We start from the raw sequence: 16,880 nt of genomic DNA on the forward strand, positions 1-16,880 counted from the left end.
ATTCAACGTCAGTGGATAGTATAAAAAGTATAGATCGTTCATCGGATGGGAAAAGCATGATGAAAGACGAATACACGTAACCAGTCATACAAGATAACGAGCTGATGTTACGAATATTCCCCTAAAAAGAAAGTGAATGGAAAAGGTGGTATGTAAAAATGTTTCTTCCACAACTTTATACGATCACCTCGTATTCTTTGTTGCAAAGTACGATTCGCATAAACGAATACGTTCGAGAAGCAAAGAAACTAGGCTATCAGACATTAGCGATCACAGATAAGGATGTGCTATCTGGGGCAGCGGAATTTTACCGCATCTGTATGAGTGAAAAAATACAACCAATTATTGGACTGAACTTGACCTACCAGTTTCAAGAACGTCATTATGAGTTACTACTCTACGCAAAAGATAGGATCGGCTACCAACAATTGATCAAGCTCTCAAGCAAGAAAATGATCCGAGAAAAAATCGAGCTTCACGAGATCGATGAACTCGATCATTTGCTTGTCGTTTTACCAACCAAAAAATCGATTGCTGATGACTACGGTGTGTCAGCATTATTTGATAGCCATTGGCAAAGTTTGCAAGAAAAAATAGCATCTTCTCATCTTTATGTAGGTGTCACAGAAGAAACGCCTCTAGAAGCTCCAGAATGGCTAGCTTATTTACGAGCAAATCAATTTCAAATTTGTGCAGTACATCCGATTGCTAGTTTGCACCAAGAGGAACTTTTTTCTTTGGAAACAATGAAACATCTGCGTGAAGGAACGCAACTCTCTTTTGATGAAGTGCGACAAACGACTCGTGATTCATCCACAGGTTTTTTACTTCCCGAAGCAGAATTACGACAAAGATTCATAAACGCAGGATTGGAAGAAGCGTTGAACAATGCGCAGCAATTAGCTAAAACAGTAACTTTTGAATTTCAGTTCCATCAGAAATTACTACCACATTATCCGGTACCAGAAAATCGAAGTGCAGGAGAGTATTTACAGGAACTTTGTCAGAAGCAATTAGGTAAGCGTGTAGAAAAGATCACTGCAGCTTATCAAGAGCGCTTAGATTATGAACTGTCAGTGATCCACCAGATGGGATTTGATGATTATTTCTTGATCGTTTGGGATGTCATGGCTTTTGCTCATAAAAACAACATCGTTACTGGTGCTGGTCGTGGTTCAGCTGCGGGGTCATTAGTCGCCTATGTGTTGGAGATCACAGATGTAGATCCATTGGAGTACGACTTGCTATTTGAACGTTTTTTGAATCCAGAACGATACACGATGCCAGATATCGATCTAGACATTCCTGATAATCGCAGAGAAGAAGTGCTGATTTATGTTCGTGAGAAATATGGTCAATACCATATGGCACAAATCGCCACGTTTGGGACCATGGCAGCTAAAATGGTACTAAGAGACGTGGCACGTGTCTTTGGCCTTTCACAAAGCGAAGCAAATCGTTGGTCTAAAGCGATTCCTAATCAATTGAAAATGACGTTGAATGAGGCTTATCGAACTTCTAACAAGCTGGTTGAATTAGTACAAGCGAGTGAAAAAAATCAATTGTTGTTCCATACTGCAAAAATACTTGAAGGTTTGCCAAGACACGTTTCTACTCATGCAGCTGGTGTCGTTTTAAGTGATAAGAATCTACTAGAGTTAGTTCCTTTACAAAAAGGATCAGATGAAGCATATTTGACTCAGTATACAATGAATGATGTCGAAGCTATTGGGTTGTTAAAAATGGATTTTCTTGGATTAAGAAATCTGTCTATTATCGATTACACAGTGAAAGCAATCAAACGTGTCGAAAACAAAGATATCGAACTAAAAGAAATACCATTAGATGATCCTAAAACTTTACAGCTTTTCCAACGTGGCGAAACAACAGGGGTCTTTCAATTCGAATCTGCCGGGATTCGGAATGTCTTGCGAAGATTAGGACCAGAAAACATTGAAGATATTGCCGCTGTCAACGCCTTGTATCGTCCTGGGCCAATGCAAAATATCGATACATTTATCGCTCGTAAGAAAGGGAAGGAAAGAATCCATTATCCCGACGATTCACTACAACCGATGTTGAAAAATACGTATGGCGTCATTGTGTATCAGGAACAAATTATGCAGATTGCTTCAACCATGGCTGGATTTTCTCTTGGACAAGCGGATATTTTGAGGCGAGCAATCAGTAAAAAGAAAAAAGACGTGATTGATCAAGAAAGAGATCATTTTGTTCAAGGTGCCAACCAACAAGGGTACAGTAAGGAAAAGGCCAATGAAGTGTACGAATATATCGAACGCTTTGCTAACTATGGGTTCAATCGTTCCCACGCGTTTGCTTACTCCTTTGTTGGCTTTCAAATGGCCTATCTCAAAGTTCATCACCCTGGTGCATTTTTTATGAGTTTGATGAATTCCGTCCGTCACAACACGGCAAAGTTAAAAGAGTATATTGCTGAGGCAAAAAAGTATAAAATAAAGCTGACCCCTCCATCCATCAATCAAAGTTTTTATGGTTTTGAGCTGACGGATAAAGGAACCATTCGTTTTGGATTGACAGCAATCAAAGGTGTTCGTCGAGATTTTGATGAGGAGATCATTCGTGAACGAAAAGAAAATGGGCCATTCCGTTCGGTTGATCAGTTTCTGATTCGTATCAATAAACGTTGGCTCAAATTGGAGTTGCTACAAACGTTAGTTGCATCAGGTGTTTTTGATGAATTAGTAGGAAACCGCAGACAGTTGATGTTGGATCTGGAAGGTAAGATCCAAAACATCTTATATAGTGGTGGTAGTTTAGACCTTTTAGATATCATGGCTTTAAAAGAGGAAGAAGTCGCAGATTATAGCCTCGAAGAGAAGCTTCAATTAGAAGAAGAGCATTTAGGTGTCTATTTATCTGGTCATCCGACAGAAGGGTATGAGCGACTTAAATTAGCAAAAAAAGTCCATTTAGTCACAGAAATCGTCCCTAAACAAGCTACAAATGTTTTAGTGATGGTCAAAGAGGTAAGAGAGATCCGTACGAAAAAAGGAGCGTTGATGGCTTTTGTCAGCGGAACAGATAGTAGTGGAGAAATAGCTATTACTGTTTTTCCAGAGCTGTACCGACAAGCGCGTCCATTATTCAAAGAAAATCAAGTGATTTTCGTGCAAGGACGTTCAGAAATCAGTAAATACAATCAAGAATTGCAGCTGATTGCAGAAGTAGTCGCTGATCCTGAAGAATTGCAACAGCAGTATCCAGAACAAACGTGTTATTTGAGAATCAGAGAAGAGGCAGATCAACCAGATACGATGAAACAACTGCAAGAATTGTTCAAAAAATTCCCAGGATATATTCCTGTTGTGATGTATCATGAAAAAGACCAACGAAAAGTTGTGTTATCTGAAGCCTTTTGGCTCGATGGTTCAGACAGTCTCAAGAAGCAATTAGCTTACCTTTTAAAAGAAGAAAATGTTGTTTTCAAATAACTTACGGTAAAAGATACTATTTGCTTTCATTTTTTTTCATTTTTTTATCAGGAAATCAAGACAAGTGAGCAAAATAATGTTAGAATGTTAGTCGTGGTTAATACAAAGAAGGTTATAAACCTAAGTCTTGCTTAGGATAAAGTAATTTAATGAGGTGAAGATGAATATGAAACGCATCGGAATTTTGACTAGTGGTGGAGATGCTCCTGGGATGAATGCAGCAGTTCGTGCAGTCGTTCGTAAAGGTATATATGAAGGATTGGAAGTTTACGGGATCAATTATGGTTTTGCTGGACTAGTTGCCGGAGATATCCGTCGATTAGATGTTGCAGATGTCGGTGATAAGATCCAACGCGGAGGTACATTCTTATACTCTGCACGTTATCCTGAATTTGCAACAGAAGAAGGACAATTAAAAGGAATCGAACAATTGAAAAAATTCGGTATCGAAGGTCTTGTTGTGATCGGTGGCGATGGTTCTTACCATGGCGCGATGGCTTTGACTAAACGTGGTTTCCCAGCAGTGGGTGTACCAGGTACGATCGATAACGATATTCCAGGAACTGATTTTACGATCGGTTTTGATACAGCAATCAACACAGTATTAGAATCAATCGACCGTATCCGTGATACAGCAACTTCGCACGTTCGTACATTCGTGATCGAAGTGATGGGACGTAATGCTGGAGATATCGCTTTATGGTCAGGTGTTGCTGGTGGAGCGGATGAGATCATCATTCCTGAGCATGATTTTGATATGGCAGTTGTTGCCAAAAAAATCCAAGATGGCCGCGATCGTGGCAAAAAACATTGCTTGATCATTTTGGCAGAAGGCGTAATGGGCGGAAACGAATTTGCAGAAAAATTGTCAGAATATGGCGATTATCATACACGTGTATCGATCTTAGGACACGTTGTACGTGGTGGTTCACCAACTGCACGCGACCGTGTATTAGCAAGTAAATTTGGTGCACATGCTGTTGAACTATTGCAACAAGGTAAAGGTGGTTTGTGTATCGGTATTCGCGACAACGATATCGTTGAGGCTGATATCATCGACACACTAGAAAATAACAAACACCAACCAGATTTATCATTATATGACTTGAACAACTCACTTTCTTTCTAATAAAGAAAAGTAGTCAGATAAATCAATAGATATATATGGGAGTGGGAAGCAGGTCTTCCCAATATCTAACAGATATTTAAGCTTTGAATGGCTTTAAATAAACAATTTGAATGGGAGAGTTTTGTAAAATGAAAAAAACGAAAATCGTTAGTACATTAGGACCAGCCAGTAATTCAGTAGAAACTATTTCTAAATTGATTGAATCTGGAGCAAATGTCTTCCGCTTCAACTTTTCACATGGTGACCATGAAGAACAATTATCACGTATGGTAATGGTTCGCGAAGCAGTGAAGAAAACTGGTAAAGATGTTGGCATCCTTTTAGATACAAAAGGTGCAGAAATCCGTACAACAGTTCAAGGCACAACTGAAGAAGATTTTGGCCGTGCAGGCTACATCAAATTTGAAGTTGGCGACAAAACACGCATCTCAATGGACCCTGAACATGTAGGTTCAAAAGAAAAAATCGCAGTAACTTATCCAGGTCTTTTTGAAGACGTTCATGTAGGTGGACATATCTTATTCGATGATGGTTTGATCGACATGGAAATCATTGAAAAAGATGAAGCAACGCGTGAATTAGTAGTAGAAGTGAAAAATGCAGGTATGCTGGGATCACGTAAAGGTGTTAACGCACCAGGCGTTTCAATCAGCTTACCAGGTATTACACCAAAAGATGCAGACGATATCCGCTTCGGACTAGATAACGACATCGACTTCATCGCTGCAAGTTTTGTTCGTAAAGCACAAGACGTATTAGATATTCGTGAAATTTTAGAAGAAAAAGACATGACACATGTTCAAATCTTCCCTAAAATCGAATCTCAAGAAGGTATCGACAACATTGATGAAATCATCAAAGTTTCTGATGGTATCATGATTGCTCGTGGAGACATGGGTGTTGAGATCCCTGCTGAATTAGTACCAATGGTTCAAAAACGTATCATCAAAAAATGTAACGCTGCGGGTATCCCAGTAATCACTGCAACACAAATGTTAGAATCAATGCAAGAAAACCCACGTCCAACACGTGCGGAAGCATCTGACGTTGCCAATGCAGTATTTGACGGAACAGACGCAACAATGTTATCAGGTGAATCAGCAAATGGTGACTATCCTGTTGAAGCTGTTGCAACAATGGCTCGTATCGACCAACAAGCTGAATTAGCATTAGCAGAATTAGGTTCATTCCAATTAAATGAATTTGACAAAACTGATGTAACAGAAACAATCGGTCTATCAGTGGCACGTGCTGCGAAAAACTTAGGCGTAAAAACAATCGTTGCTGCAACTGAATCTGGTTATACAGCAAAAATGATCTCTAAATACCGTCCAGATGCTGATATCTTAGCTGTCACATTTGACGAACGCACAAAACGTGGTTTGATGCTTAACTGGGGTGTATATCCAACAGTTGCAGAAAAACCAACAACAACAGACGAAATGTTTGAATTAGCTGCGAAAAAAGCAGTCGAATTAGGTTTCGCTTCAGAAGGTGACTTGATCTTGATCACTGCTGGTGTACCAGTTGGTGAACGTGGAACAACAAACGTAATGAAGATTCAAATGATTGGTTCAAAATTGCTTGAAGCACAAGGAATCGGTCAACAATCTGTTGTAGCGAACGCTGTAGTTGCTTCATCAGCAGCAGAAGCAATCAAAAAAGCAAAAGATGGTATGGTATTAGTTGTTCCTTCAACTGACAAAGAATTCATGCCTGCAATCGAAAAAGCAGCAGCAGTAGTTGTTGAAGAAGGCGGTTTGACTTCACATGCAGCAGTTGTGGGAATTGCACAAGATATTCCTGTAATCGTTGGTGCGAAAGATGCAACTTCAACGATCAAAGATGGTGAATTGATCACTGTTGACGCTCGTCGTGGTATCGTTTATCGCGGAGAAACAACAGCTATCTAATTGAAATCAAAATCAAAAAGAGTGTTGAGAGAAATCTCAGCACTCTTTTTTTGTTTTTTATTGTGTGTGAGTTGAGCAAGTCATTTTTGGGTTTTCATAAATTCATGGATGACTTCGATCACGTTTTCATGTAAAACCGTTGGTAACTGCTGTGCACGAGTGGCTAATGAAATCAAAAAACGTGGTTGAGCAGTATCTGCTAAAGGAATAGCTACGAGATTATCTTCAGGATGAATCGCGATCTCGGTGAGAAAGCCAATCCCGATATTTTCTCGGATCATGCTTTTCAAAATAGTTAAGTCATTACTCTGATAAACGATCTTAGGTACAATATGCGTTTGCTTAGAAAGCTTTGTAAACGCAGCAGGATGGACGTAGTGTTCATTTAATAAAACAAATTGATCGTTGACTAGCTCCTTAAAAGAAACGCTTGTACGATCTGCTAGAGGGTGTGAAGGGGACACAACGATCATGAAGCATTTATCCAACAATGGCTCGACTTCTAGCTTTTGATCAACGATCGGTTGCGTTGATCCAAGAATCGCAAGATCAATCCGCCCTTGATGAATCATGCCATAGAGATCACGAGAACCTCCGTCGATGATATCGATTTGACCCATTAATTGATGCTTGATAAAATAGCTCGATAATTTTGGGAAATATTCATTGCCAATGATAGGTGGCATACCAAAGCGCAATTTTTTCTTTTGTAGCTGAGCAATCTCTGCCTTAGCAAGTGTAATTTCTTGTAAGACGGATTGTGCATGGATCAATAATTGCTTACCAGCAGGAGTGATAATCAATTCATGATGGGAACGATCTCTTGTAATCAGTGTGGCACCAATTTCTTTTTCTAGGCGTTGTAAGGCATAAGTAATCGTCGGTTGACTGACCTCAAAAAACTTAGCCACCTTAGTAAAGTTTTTTTGTTTGACGATTTGAACATAGTATTCAAGATCTCTTGTATTCATGAATCGATTCGCTCCCTTGACATATAAATAATGTTTATTGTAATCGATAATTTTGACTATAACAAACCTAAAAGACTACACTTAAAAAAGAAATAAGTAATCTGCTAGGCTAGTGGCACGCGAATCGTCTTTTAGATTAAAACAAAAAATAGAAGAAGCAACATGTTTGAGCAGTGCTGGCTCATATCTACAAAGAGATTGCTTCACTAAATGGTTACTGAGGAGATGGAAGAAATGGTATTTTTTCAATCAATTGAAAGTGTGATCAGTATAATCTTGATGATTGGATTAGGCTATGTACTAAAAAGCTTGGGGTGGTTTGATGAACAGTTTGGGGGAAGTATCTCTTCCTTGATCACTAAAGTAGCTTTACCCGCCTCGATTTTTGTTTCAGTTATGAAGAATTTAACTAAAAGCAGTTTGATTGAACTATCTGGAAGTTTGATATATCCGATCGCTGCAGTGATCATTTCCTACTTGATTGCTTATGTACTAACAAAATTACTCAAGATACAACCAGGTAGACGGGGGATTTTTATGAATGCAGTAGTGAATGCCAATACGATATTTATTGGCTTGCCACTCAATATTGCCCTTTTTGGCGAAGCCTCTTTACCTTACTTTTTAATTTATTATGTGACAAATACCGTATCGACCTGGGCATTTGGTGTGTTTTTGATCGCTAATGATGACCCGACAAAAGATCGAACAGAAAAGAAAACGAAGCTGAATTGGAAAAAGCTTTTGCCAGCGCCTTTATTAGGTTTTATCCTTGCGCTTTTCTTCTTGGTGTTAGAGATCCCTGTACCTGATTTTGTCAATTCAACACTAAATTATGTAGGCGGGATCGTGACGCCATTATCATTGATCTATATCGGAATTGTTTTATACGATGCAGGGTTGAAAAGTATTCGATTTGATCGGGATACGATCGTGGCTTTGATCGGTCGATTTATCTTAGCACCAGCTATATTGATTGGACTGATGGTAATAGGTAAATATGCCTTTGGTGCAGAACTAGCCCCTCTACTGAAACAAACGTTGATCGTACAGTCAGCTACACCTATGCTAGCTGTCTTACCAATCCTTGCAAATGAAGCACACGGTGATGTGAAGTATGCAACGAATCTTGTCACGACGAGTACCTTACTATTTGTGTTCGTTGTACCTATTTTAATGCAATTGATCCAATACATTTGATATCTGATCAAACGGTGATAGCTAGCGACAAAGTAAACGCAGAGCGAATAAATCTCACGTAGATGAGAAAAACGCTCTGTGTTTTTTTATGAAGTGTAAGGTGTCAAGAAAATTTCATTGACAACCGACTTTTTGCCCTGTATAATAGCTTTTGTTGCTTAGGAGTGATGAAACTATGAAATGGTCTTTATTGGAATTGAGAAAATACCAAGAGACACCGTTAACTTTTCATGAGACCCTTGACGTAAAAAAGGCTCTTATGAAGCGAGACGATTCAATTTTAGATGTTGCGCCTGTGGAAGTCGAAGGTCTAGTCTCAGTAGATAACAAAGGCTATCTCGTTCATTACACTGCGCAGACGACACTGACTGTTCCGTCCACTCGTTCATTGACACCAGTTGAATTACCAATCAAACTGTCTGTAGATGAATTGTTTATGACGATGGAGCAATACCAACGTAGAGATGTACAGTTACCTTCAGAAGAGATCCTCTTAATCGAAGGAACGCATCTAGATGTGACAGAGTCGATCGAAGACAACATTTTATTGGCGATTCCGATGCGTGTACTCACAGAAGAAGAAGAGCATTCCACTGAATTACCGAAAGGGAACGATTGGGAAGTGCTATCCGAAGAAGAGTACGAAAAACGCAAAACGGAAGAAGCTGAGACAAAAGTAGATCCTCGTCTTGCAAAACTATCAGAATTTTTTGATTCAGCATCAGAAGAAGATGATAACGCGTAAGATTGGAATATATTGTATCAAATATTGATACGAGACTTTACAAGGAGGTGTAGCAAAATGGCAGTACCAGCTAGAAGAACATCGAAAGCTAAAAAAGCAAAACGTCGTACTCATTACAAATTGACAATCAAAGGATTGAACGAATGTCCAAACTGTGGTGAAATGAAAAAAAGCCATCACGTATGTGCAAGTTGTGGTTACTACGATGGTAAGGACGTAATGTCTAAAGAAGCTTAATACATTTTATTTAGAAAATGTAAAACCTCAAGGCTAACCATGGAGCCTTGAGGTTTATTTTTTTGATTCTGAAATAACAATTGTATTCGGAATGATAAGAAGTAAGAAACATCACCGATTCGTACTTATTTGGTTTGCAAGTAAGCTATGTTAAGCTATAATTAGAGAGATTAGGGAGAACATCCCATATGTAGGAGGAGTTTATATGTCAAAACAACAAATCGGCGTTGTCGGAATGGCCGTCATGGGTAAAAATCTAGCCCTTAACATTGAAAGCCGCGGCTACTCTGTTGCACTATTCAACCGTACAGGAGCAAAAACAACAGATGTGGTAGAAGAACATCCAGACAAAAACTTCAAAGCAACATACACGATCGAAGAATTTGTTGATTCAATCGAAAAACCACGTCGTATTCTTTTGATGGTCAAAGCAGGACCAGCAACAGATGCAACGATCCAAGAATTATTACCACATTTAGACAAAGGTGATATTTTGATCGATGGCGGGAATACCTTCTTCCAAGATACGATTCGTCGAAATGAAGAATTAGCCAACTCTGGTATCAATTTTATCGGGACTGGTGTTTCAGGTGGAGAAGAAGGTGCGTTGAAAGGACCTTCGATCATGCCTGGTGGACAAAAAGAAGCGTATGAATTAGTTGCACCGATCCTTGAACAAATTTCTGCAAAAGCAGAAGACGGCACCCCTTGTGTAACTTACATTGGTCCAAATGGTGCAGGTCATTATGTCAAAATGGTCCACAATGGGATCGAGTATGGTGATATGCAACTGATTGCTGAATCTTATGACTTGATGAAAAATATTTTAGGTTTATCTGTCGATGAGATGGCTGATATCTTCAAAGAATGGAACGAAGGTGAATTAGATAGCTACTTGATCGAAATCACTGCGGACATTTTGACACGTAAAGACGATGAAGGTACAGGTCAACCGATCGTAGACGTGATCCTTGATGCTGCAGGGAATAAAGGAACAGGGAAATGGACAAGTCAAAGTGCTTTAGACCTTGGTGTGCCACTTCCATTGATCACAGAGTCTGTCTTTGCCCGTTATATCTCTGCATACAAAGATGAACGTTTACAAGCAAGCAAAATCTTGACACATACGAATGATTTTGAATTCAACGGCGATAAAAAAGAATTTATCGAAAAAATTCGTGAAGCGTTATACTTCAGCAAAATCATGAGCTATGCACAAGGGTTTGCACAGCTACGTGTCGCATCGAAAGACTATGGCTGGGATTTACCATTCGGTGAAATTGCAAAAATCTGGCGTGCCGGCTGTATCATCCGTGCTCGTTTCTTACAAAAAATCACTGATGCCTACGAAAACAATCCTGACATTGAAAATCTATTATTGGATGACTACTTTGTTGAGATCACTAAGAAATACCAACAAGCCGTGCGAGAAGTTGTTGCGTTAGCTGTTCAAGCAGGCGTACCGGTACCAACATTCTCTTCAGCGATTGCTTACTTTGATTCATACAGAGCCGAACGTTTGCCTGCAAATATCATCCAAGCACAACGTGATTATTTTGGCGCACACACGTATGAACGTGTTGACAAAGAAGGAATCTTCCATTACTCATGGTATAACGAAGATTAATCAGCTTCTTTATTCTTCAACATGCTAAACAAATAAGTAATAAATGAAAGAGCTGAGGTCATTTTATAGAGGGCGACTTCAGCTCTTTTTTAAAATAGTATTCCATGATAAAATGATTATAGATTTTAAATTAACTATTGGTATAATAATGGAGTTTAGAAGCCTAGGAGAGAAAGGACAAAATTGAATGAGTAATATTCTAATCATTGAAGATGAGAAAAACTTAGCCCGATTTGTCGAGTTAGAATTAAAACATGAAGGGTATAATGCTGAAGTACATTACAATGGACGAACAGGTCTGGATGCTGCTTTGAATAATGAGTGGGATGCAATTTTATTAGACTTGATGTTACCTGAATTGAACGGACTTGAAGTTTGTCGTCGCGTACGCCAAGCGAAAAATACACCAATTATCATGATGACTGCGAGAGATTCTGTCATTGATAGAGTTTCTGGTTTAGATCATGGTGCAGATGATTACATCGTCAAACCATTTGCAATCGAAGAATTGTTAGCGCGTCTACGTGCTTTATTACGCCGCATCGACATCGAAGGAGACAAAAATGTGGCAAAACAAACAACGATCACTTATCGCGACTTAACGATCGAAAAAGAAAATAGAGTCGTACGTCGTGGCAATGAAGTCATTGAATTAACGAAGCGTGAATATGAACTATTACTTACTTTGATGGAAAATGTCAACGTGGTACTTGCACGGGATGTTTTATTAAACAAAGTTTGGGGCTACGAAACCGAAGTGGAAACAAACGTAGTGGATGTGTATATTCGTTATCTCCGTAATAAAATCGACGTTCCTGGTGAGGAAAGCTATATTCAAACAGTACGTGGGACTGGTTACGTGATGCGCTCGTGAGCAATTACAATCAAACCGAAAAAAGAGAACTTAAAGGTCCATCCTTGACGATCAAGTGGGCCTTTGCAAGTTCTTTCTTCATATTTGTCGTCTTTACGATTTTTGCAGTGATCACCTATAAATCATCGATCAATCTGATCGTAGCTAAGGAAAGAGCAAATGTCGAACATACCATTTCTGAAGCGGCTTCTCGTTTATCAAATTCAGATGAGGAGTTGACATTGATCAATGCCTATCGAAACTTGACGAACGCTGACCAAACCGGTGGTACTGGAGATGATACTGCTGTCATTGAAGGGAACTTGATGAAAATCGACTCCTTTATTTCCGAACTTGGTCAAGCATCGATGGATCTGTATGTTTACGATCTGGATGAAAAATTGATTTTTAAAACACACGAAAAAAGTCGTTCATTGATCCAAACGACCAGGAAGATCCCAACGATCGTTACTTTAGACGGGAAAACTGGCTTTTTATCGATCCAACCTATTTATTCTAAACAAACAAGAGAAAAAATCGGCTATACTCAAACGTTTTATGAACTTTCATCTTTCTATGATATAAGAAATAATCTTTTGTTGACTTTGATCGTGCTAGAGATCGTCTCCTTGATACTAAGTAGTATCTTAGGTTTCTTCCTATCTTCCTACTTCTTAAAACCGTTAAAAGTATTACGAGATACGATGGATACGATCCGTAAAGATCCACAATCAGATATCCATATGCCAGAGATTGATACAGATGATGAGTTAGCAGACCTTGCTGAGATCTTCAATGAAATGCTAGATCGTATGCGTCTGTATATCGAACAACAAGAACAATTTGTGGAAGATGTATCACATGAATTAAGAACACCTGTAGCAATTATTGAAGGGCATCTCAGCTTATTGAATCGCTGGGGAAAGATGATCCCGAAATTTTAGAAGAATCCCTAACTGCAAGTATGCAAGAAATCAGTCGGATGAAAAGCTTAGTACAAGAAATGCTAGATCTATCACGTGCAGAGCAAGTGGATGTTTATTATGCCAACGAAACGACGAATGCAAAAGAAGTGACTTACCAAGTATTCAATAATTTTAAATTACTTTATCCTGATTATGTTATTACACTGGATGATGACTTACCTAAAGAAGTAACACTACAAATTTTTAGAAATCATTTTGAACAATTGATTATCATCATTTTAGATAATGCGGTAAAGTATTCAACGACAAGAAAAGAAGTCCATATCTCCATTTCATCCACGCTTAGCGAATTTGAGATCGCGATCCAAGATTTTGGTGAGGGAATACCTGAAGAGGACTTGAAGAAAATATTTAATCGTTTTTATCGTGTAGATAAAGCAAGAGCACGAACAAAAGGTGGAAATGGCTTAGGATTGTCGATTGCCAAACAACTTGTAGAAAGCTATAAAGGAAGAATATTAGCAGAGAGTGTAGTAGGGCAAGGGACGATTTTTAGAATTTTTGTACCAATTGTACGAACAGAAGACAAGTAAAGTGATGACTTTGCTTGTTTTTTTTTTATGGGTTTATCGACAAACTTCCCTAGGCTATTGATTTCTAAGAAGTTCTTACGTAGCTTTCCCCTTAAAAAGAGACGAACTTTAATTGAGAAATACTAGAATAATACAATTAAATAACATCAAAAAACTGTTGATTTTTAAACATCTTCTACGAATATTCGGCTTTGAAAATAATCGTTGAAAAAAGCATTTTTTCTATTGCAATTTTTTTAAGTCCTTGATATATTATTATTTGTTCTGACAAAGCAGTAAGAAACGTCATGATAAATTGTTGAATTTAAATGTTGACGAGGTTTTGATGCTGTGTTATAATAACGAAGTCGTTAAAAATAAGGCGATAAAAACCTTAATATACCAACAAAAAAGTTGTTGACAAATAACAACTGAGATGATATATTAATGAAGTCGCCAAGAAACAACGACAAACAACTTTCTAAGTTAAGAAAGAAAAACTTGTTGACAACTTCTTAAAGAAATGTTAAGATATAAAAGTTGTTAAATAAGAAAGAATAGACCTTTGAAAACTGAACAAAGTAAGACAAACCAAATGTGTAGGGCGTCTTGATTCAATTCAAGACAACAAACATTTTTAACAAGCAAGCAATATGCTAGCAAACAAATTGAGCTTAACAAATGAACTATATGATGTTCGAAAGTAAATTTCGAACTACAGTTCCACATCAGCTTTCGCTGTGAGGAACTAGCATATTATGAGAGTTTGATCCTGGCTCAGGACGAACGCTGGCGGCGTGCCTAATACATGCAAGTCGAACGCTTCTTTTCCCACCGGAGCTTGCTCCACCGGGAAAAGAGGAGTGGCGAACGGGTGAGTAACACGTGGGTAACCTGCCCATCAGAAGGGGATAACACTTGGAAACAGGTGCTAATACCGTATAACAATCGAAACCGCATGGTTTCGTTTTGAAAGGCGCTTTACGGTGCCGCTGATGGATGGACCCGCGGTGCATTAGCTAGTTGGTGAGGTAACGGCTCACCAAGGCCACGATGCATAGCCGACCTGAGAGGGTGATCGGCCACATTGGGACTGAGACACGGCCCAAACTCCTACGGGAGGCAGCAGTAGGGAATCTTCGGCAATGGACGGAAGTCTGACCGAGCAACGCCGCGTGAGTGAAGAAGGTTTTCGGATCGTAAAACTCTGTTGTTAGAGAAGAACAAGGGTGAGAGTAACTGTTCACCCCTTGACGGTATCTAACCAGAAAGCCACGGCTAACTACGTGCCAGCAGCCGCGGTAATACGTAGGTGGCAAGCGTTGTCCGGATTTATTGGGCGTAAAGCGAGCGCAGGCGGTTTCTTAAGTCTGATGTGAAAGCCCCCGGCTCAACCGGGGAGGGTCATTGGAAACTGGGAGACTTGAGTGCAGAAGAGGAGAGTGGAATTCCATGTGTAGCGGTGAAATGCGTAGATATATGGAGGAACACCAGTGGCGAAGGCGGCTCTCTGGTCTGTAACTGACGCTGAGGCTCGAAAGCGTGGGGAGCAAACAGGATTAGATACCCTGGTAGTCCACGCCGTAAACGATGAGTGCTAAGTGTTGGAGGGTTTCCGCCCTTCAGTGCTGCAGCTAACGCATTAAGCACTCCGCCTGGGGAGTACGACCGCAAGGTTGAAACTCAAAGGAATTGACGGGGGCCCGCACAAGCGGTGGAGCATGTGGTTTAATTCGAAGCAACGCGAAGAACCTTACCAGGTCTTGACATCCTTTGACCACTCTAGAGATAGAGCTTCCCCTTCGGGGGCAAAGTGACAGGTGGTGCATGGTTGTCGTCAGCTCGTGTCGTGAGATGTTGGGTTAAGTCCCGCAACGAGCGCAACCCTTATTGTTAGTTGCCATCATTTAGTTGGGCACTCTAGCAAGACTGCCGGTGACAAACCGGAGGAAGGTGGGGATGACGTCAAATCATCATGCCCCTTATGACCTGGGCTACACACGTGCTACAATGGGAAGTACAACGAGTCGCGAAGTCGCGAGGCTAAGCTAATCTCTTAAAGCTTCTCTCAGTTCGGATTGTAGGCTGCAACTCGCCTACATGAAGCCGGAATCGCTAGTAATCGCGGATCAGCACGCCGCGGTGAATACGTTCCCGGGCCTTGTACACACCGCCCGTCACACCACGAGAGTTTGTAACACCCGAAGTCGGTGAGGTAACCTTTTTGGAGCCAGCCGCCTAAGGTGGGATAGATGATTGGGGTGAAGTCGTAACAAGGTAGCCGTATCGGAAGGTGCGGCTGGATCACCTCCTTTCTAAGGAATATCACGGAGACTACACACGTTTGTCGATACTTTGTTCAGTTTTGAGAGGTCTACTCTCAAAATTTTGTTCATTGAAAACTGGATATTGAAGTAAAAATGTAAGTAATACAAACCGAGAACACCGCGTTGAATGAGTTTTTTAATAAGTTCAATTGCTTATTTTTCTTGATTGGACTTCTATCGCTAGAAGAAAGATCAAAACCCAACCGCAAGGTTGATAAGGTTAAGTGAATAAGGGCGCACGGTGGATGCCTTGGCACTAGGAGCCGATGAAGGACGGGACTAACACCGATATGCTTTGGGGAGCTGTACGTAAGCTATGATCCAGAGATTTCCGAATGGGGGAACCCAGCATCTTTTGTAGGATGTTACGTATACGTGAATACATAGCGTATACGAGGTAGACGCAGAGAACTGAAACATCTAAGTACCTGCAGGAAGAGAAAGAAAATTCGATTCCCTGAGTAGCGGCGAGCGAAACGGGAAAAGCCCAAACCAATGAGCTTGCTCATTGGGGTTGTAGGACTCCAATATGGTAGTTCTTTCAGATAGTCGAATGACTTGGAAAAGTCAGTCAGAGAGGGTGAAAGCCCCGTAGATGAAATTTGGAAGGCACCTAGGAGGATCCTGAGTACGGCGGAACACGAGGAATTCCGTCGGAATCCGGGAGGACCATCTCCCAAGGCTAAATACTCCCTAGTGACCGATAGTGAACCAGTACCGTGAGGGAAAGGTGAAAAGCACCCCGGAAGGGGAGTGAAATAGAACCTGAAACCGTGTGCCTACAACAAGTCAAAGCCCGTTAATGGGTGATGGCGTGCCTTTTGTAGAATGAACCGGCGAGTTACGATTGCATGCGAGGTTAAGTTGAAGAGACGGAGCCGCAGCGAAAGCGAGTCTGAATAGGGCG

At 40.2% G+C, this 16,880-nt stretch carries 9 protein-coding genes, 2 rRNA genes and 1 pseudogene (1 of these 12 cut by a window edge); 11 read left to right on the forward strand and 1 reads right to left on the reverse strand.

Annotation, left to right across the window (positions count from 1 at the left end):
• Window positions 1-158 precede the first annotated feature (158 nt).
• From dnaE to pyk, 3 genes are all read left to right on the forward strand, one after another.
• On the forward strand, window positions 159-3,473 hold the full coding sequence (gene dnaE / locus HZ311_RS12865) for a DNA polymerase III subunit alpha (protein WP_178946739.1): 3,315 nt from the start codon (window positions 159-161) through the stop codon (window positions 3,471-3,473).
• Window positions 3,474-3,639: 166 nt separating this feature from the next.
• Entirely contained in the window at window positions 3,640-4,602 is a 963-nt protein-coding gene (gene pfkA, locus HZ311_RS12870; protein ID WP_034691339.1) for a 6-phosphofructokinase, read from the forward strand.
• A 128-nt stretch (window positions 4,603-4,730) separates the two neighbouring features.
• Window positions 4,731-6,515, forward strand: a complete 1,785-nt coding sequence (gene pyk, locus HZ311_RS12875; protein ID WP_010735840.1) for a pyruvate kinase — start codon at window positions 4,731-4,733, stop codon at window positions 6,513-6,515.
• A gap of 80 nt (window positions 6,516-6,595) precedes the next feature.
• On the opposite strand, the gene HZ311_RS12880 is transcribed toward pyk, so the two are convergent.
• A complete protein-coding gene (locus tag HZ311_RS12880; protein ID WP_019723060.1) occupies window positions 6,596-7,486 on the reverse strand; it encodes a LysR substrate-binding domain-containing protein in 891 nt (296 codons plus the stop codon).
• Between the two features lie 234 nt (window positions 7,487-7,720).
• Between HZ311_RS12880 and HZ311_RS12885 the strand changes: the two genes are divergently transcribed.
• From HZ311_RS12885 to HZ311_RS12920, 8 genes and pseudogenes are all read left to right on the forward strand, one after another.
• The gene (locus tag HZ311_RS12885; protein WP_019723059.1) at window positions 7,721-8,686 is read left to right on the forward strand and encodes an AEC family transporter; all 966 of its coding nucleotides are present in this window, start codon (window positions 7,721-7,723) and stop codon (window positions 8,684-8,686) included.
• 175 nt (window positions 8,687-8,861) lie between these two features.
• Entirely contained in the window at window positions 8,862-9,431 is a 570-nt protein-coding gene (locus HZ311_RS12890) for a YceD family protein (protein ID WP_010735837.1), read from the forward strand.
• 57 nt (window positions 9,432-9,488) lie between these two features.
• Window positions 9,489-9,668 (forward strand): 50S ribosomal protein L32, encoded by a 180-nt coding sequence (gene rpmF, locus HZ311_RS12895; RefSeq protein ID WP_010735836.1) that lies wholly within the window; start codon window positions 9,489-9,491, stop codon window positions 9,666-9,668.
• 205 nt (window positions 9,669-9,873) lie between these two features.
• Window positions 9,874-11,295, forward strand: a complete 1,422-nt coding sequence (gndA, locus tag HZ311_RS12900; protein WP_023519428.1) for an NADP-dependent phosphogluconate dehydrogenase — start codon at window positions 9,874-9,876, stop codon at window positions 11,293-11,295.
• Between the two features lie 187 nt (window positions 11,296-11,482).
• Window positions 11,483-12,169 (forward strand): response regulator transcription factor, encoded by a 687-nt coding sequence (locus HZ311_RS12905; RefSeq protein WP_010735834.1) that lies wholly within the window; start codon window positions 11,483-11,485, stop codon window positions 12,167-12,169.
• Window positions 12,166-13,667, forward strand: a pseudogene (locus HZ311_RS12910) (HAMP domain-containing sensor histidine kinase). Before HZ311_RS12905 ends, HZ311_RS12910 begins: the two are co-directional and overlap by 4 nt.
• A 733-nt stretch (window positions 13,668-14,400) precedes the next feature.
• Window positions 14,401-15,961: ribosomal RNA gene (locus tag HZ311_RS12915) — 16S ribosomal RNA — on the forward strand.
• A gap of 230 nt (window positions 15,962-16,191) precedes the next feature.
• Window positions 16,192-16,880: ribosomal RNA gene (locus HZ311_RS12920) — 23S ribosomal RNA — on the forward strand; it runs 2,226 nt beyond the window's last position.
• Together the 16S and 23S rRNA genes form the textbook arrangement of a ribosomal RNA operon.

It is taken from the genome of Enterococcus mundtii (assembly GCF_013394305.1).
GTDB lineage: Bacteria > Bacillota > Bacilli > Lactobacillales > Enterococcaceae > Enterococcus_B > Enterococcus_B pernyi.

Excerpts from the sequence above, each read along its gene's own strand:
- dnaE (WP_178946739.1), top strand. The coding sequence starts at position 159 with ATGTTTCTTCCACAACTTTATACGATCACCTCGTATTCTTTGTTGCAA.
- pfkA (WP_034691339.1), top strand. The coding sequence starts at position 3,640 with ATGAAACGCATCGGAATTTTGACTAGTGGTGGAGATGCTCCTGGGATG.
- pyk (WP_010735840.1), top strand. The coding sequence starts at position 4,731 with ATGAAAAAAACGAAAATCGTTAGTACATTAGGACCAGCCAGTAATTCA.
- HZ311_RS12880 (WP_019723060.1), bottom strand. The coding sequence starts at position 7,486 with ATGAATACAAGAGATCTTGAATACTATGTTCAAATCGTCAAACAAAAA.
- HZ311_RS12885 (WP_019723059.1), top strand. The coding sequence starts at position 7,721 with ATGGTATTTTTTCAATCAATTGAAAGTGTGATCAGTATAATCTTGATG.
- HZ311_RS12890 (WP_010735837.1), top strand. The coding sequence starts at position 8,862 with ATGAAATGGTCTTTATTGGAATTGAGAAAATACCAAGAGACACCGTTA.
- rpmF (WP_010735836.1), top strand. The coding sequence starts at position 9,489 with ATGGCAGTACCAGCTAGAAGAACATCGAAAGCTAAAAAAGCAAAACGT.
- gndA (WP_023519428.1), top strand. The coding sequence starts at position 9,874 with ATGTCAAAACAACAAATCGGCGTTGTCGGAATGGCCGTCATGGGTAAA.
- HZ311_RS12905 (WP_010735834.1), top strand. The coding sequence starts at position 11,483 with ATGAGTAATATTCTAATCATTGAAGATGAGAAAAACTTAGCCCGATTT.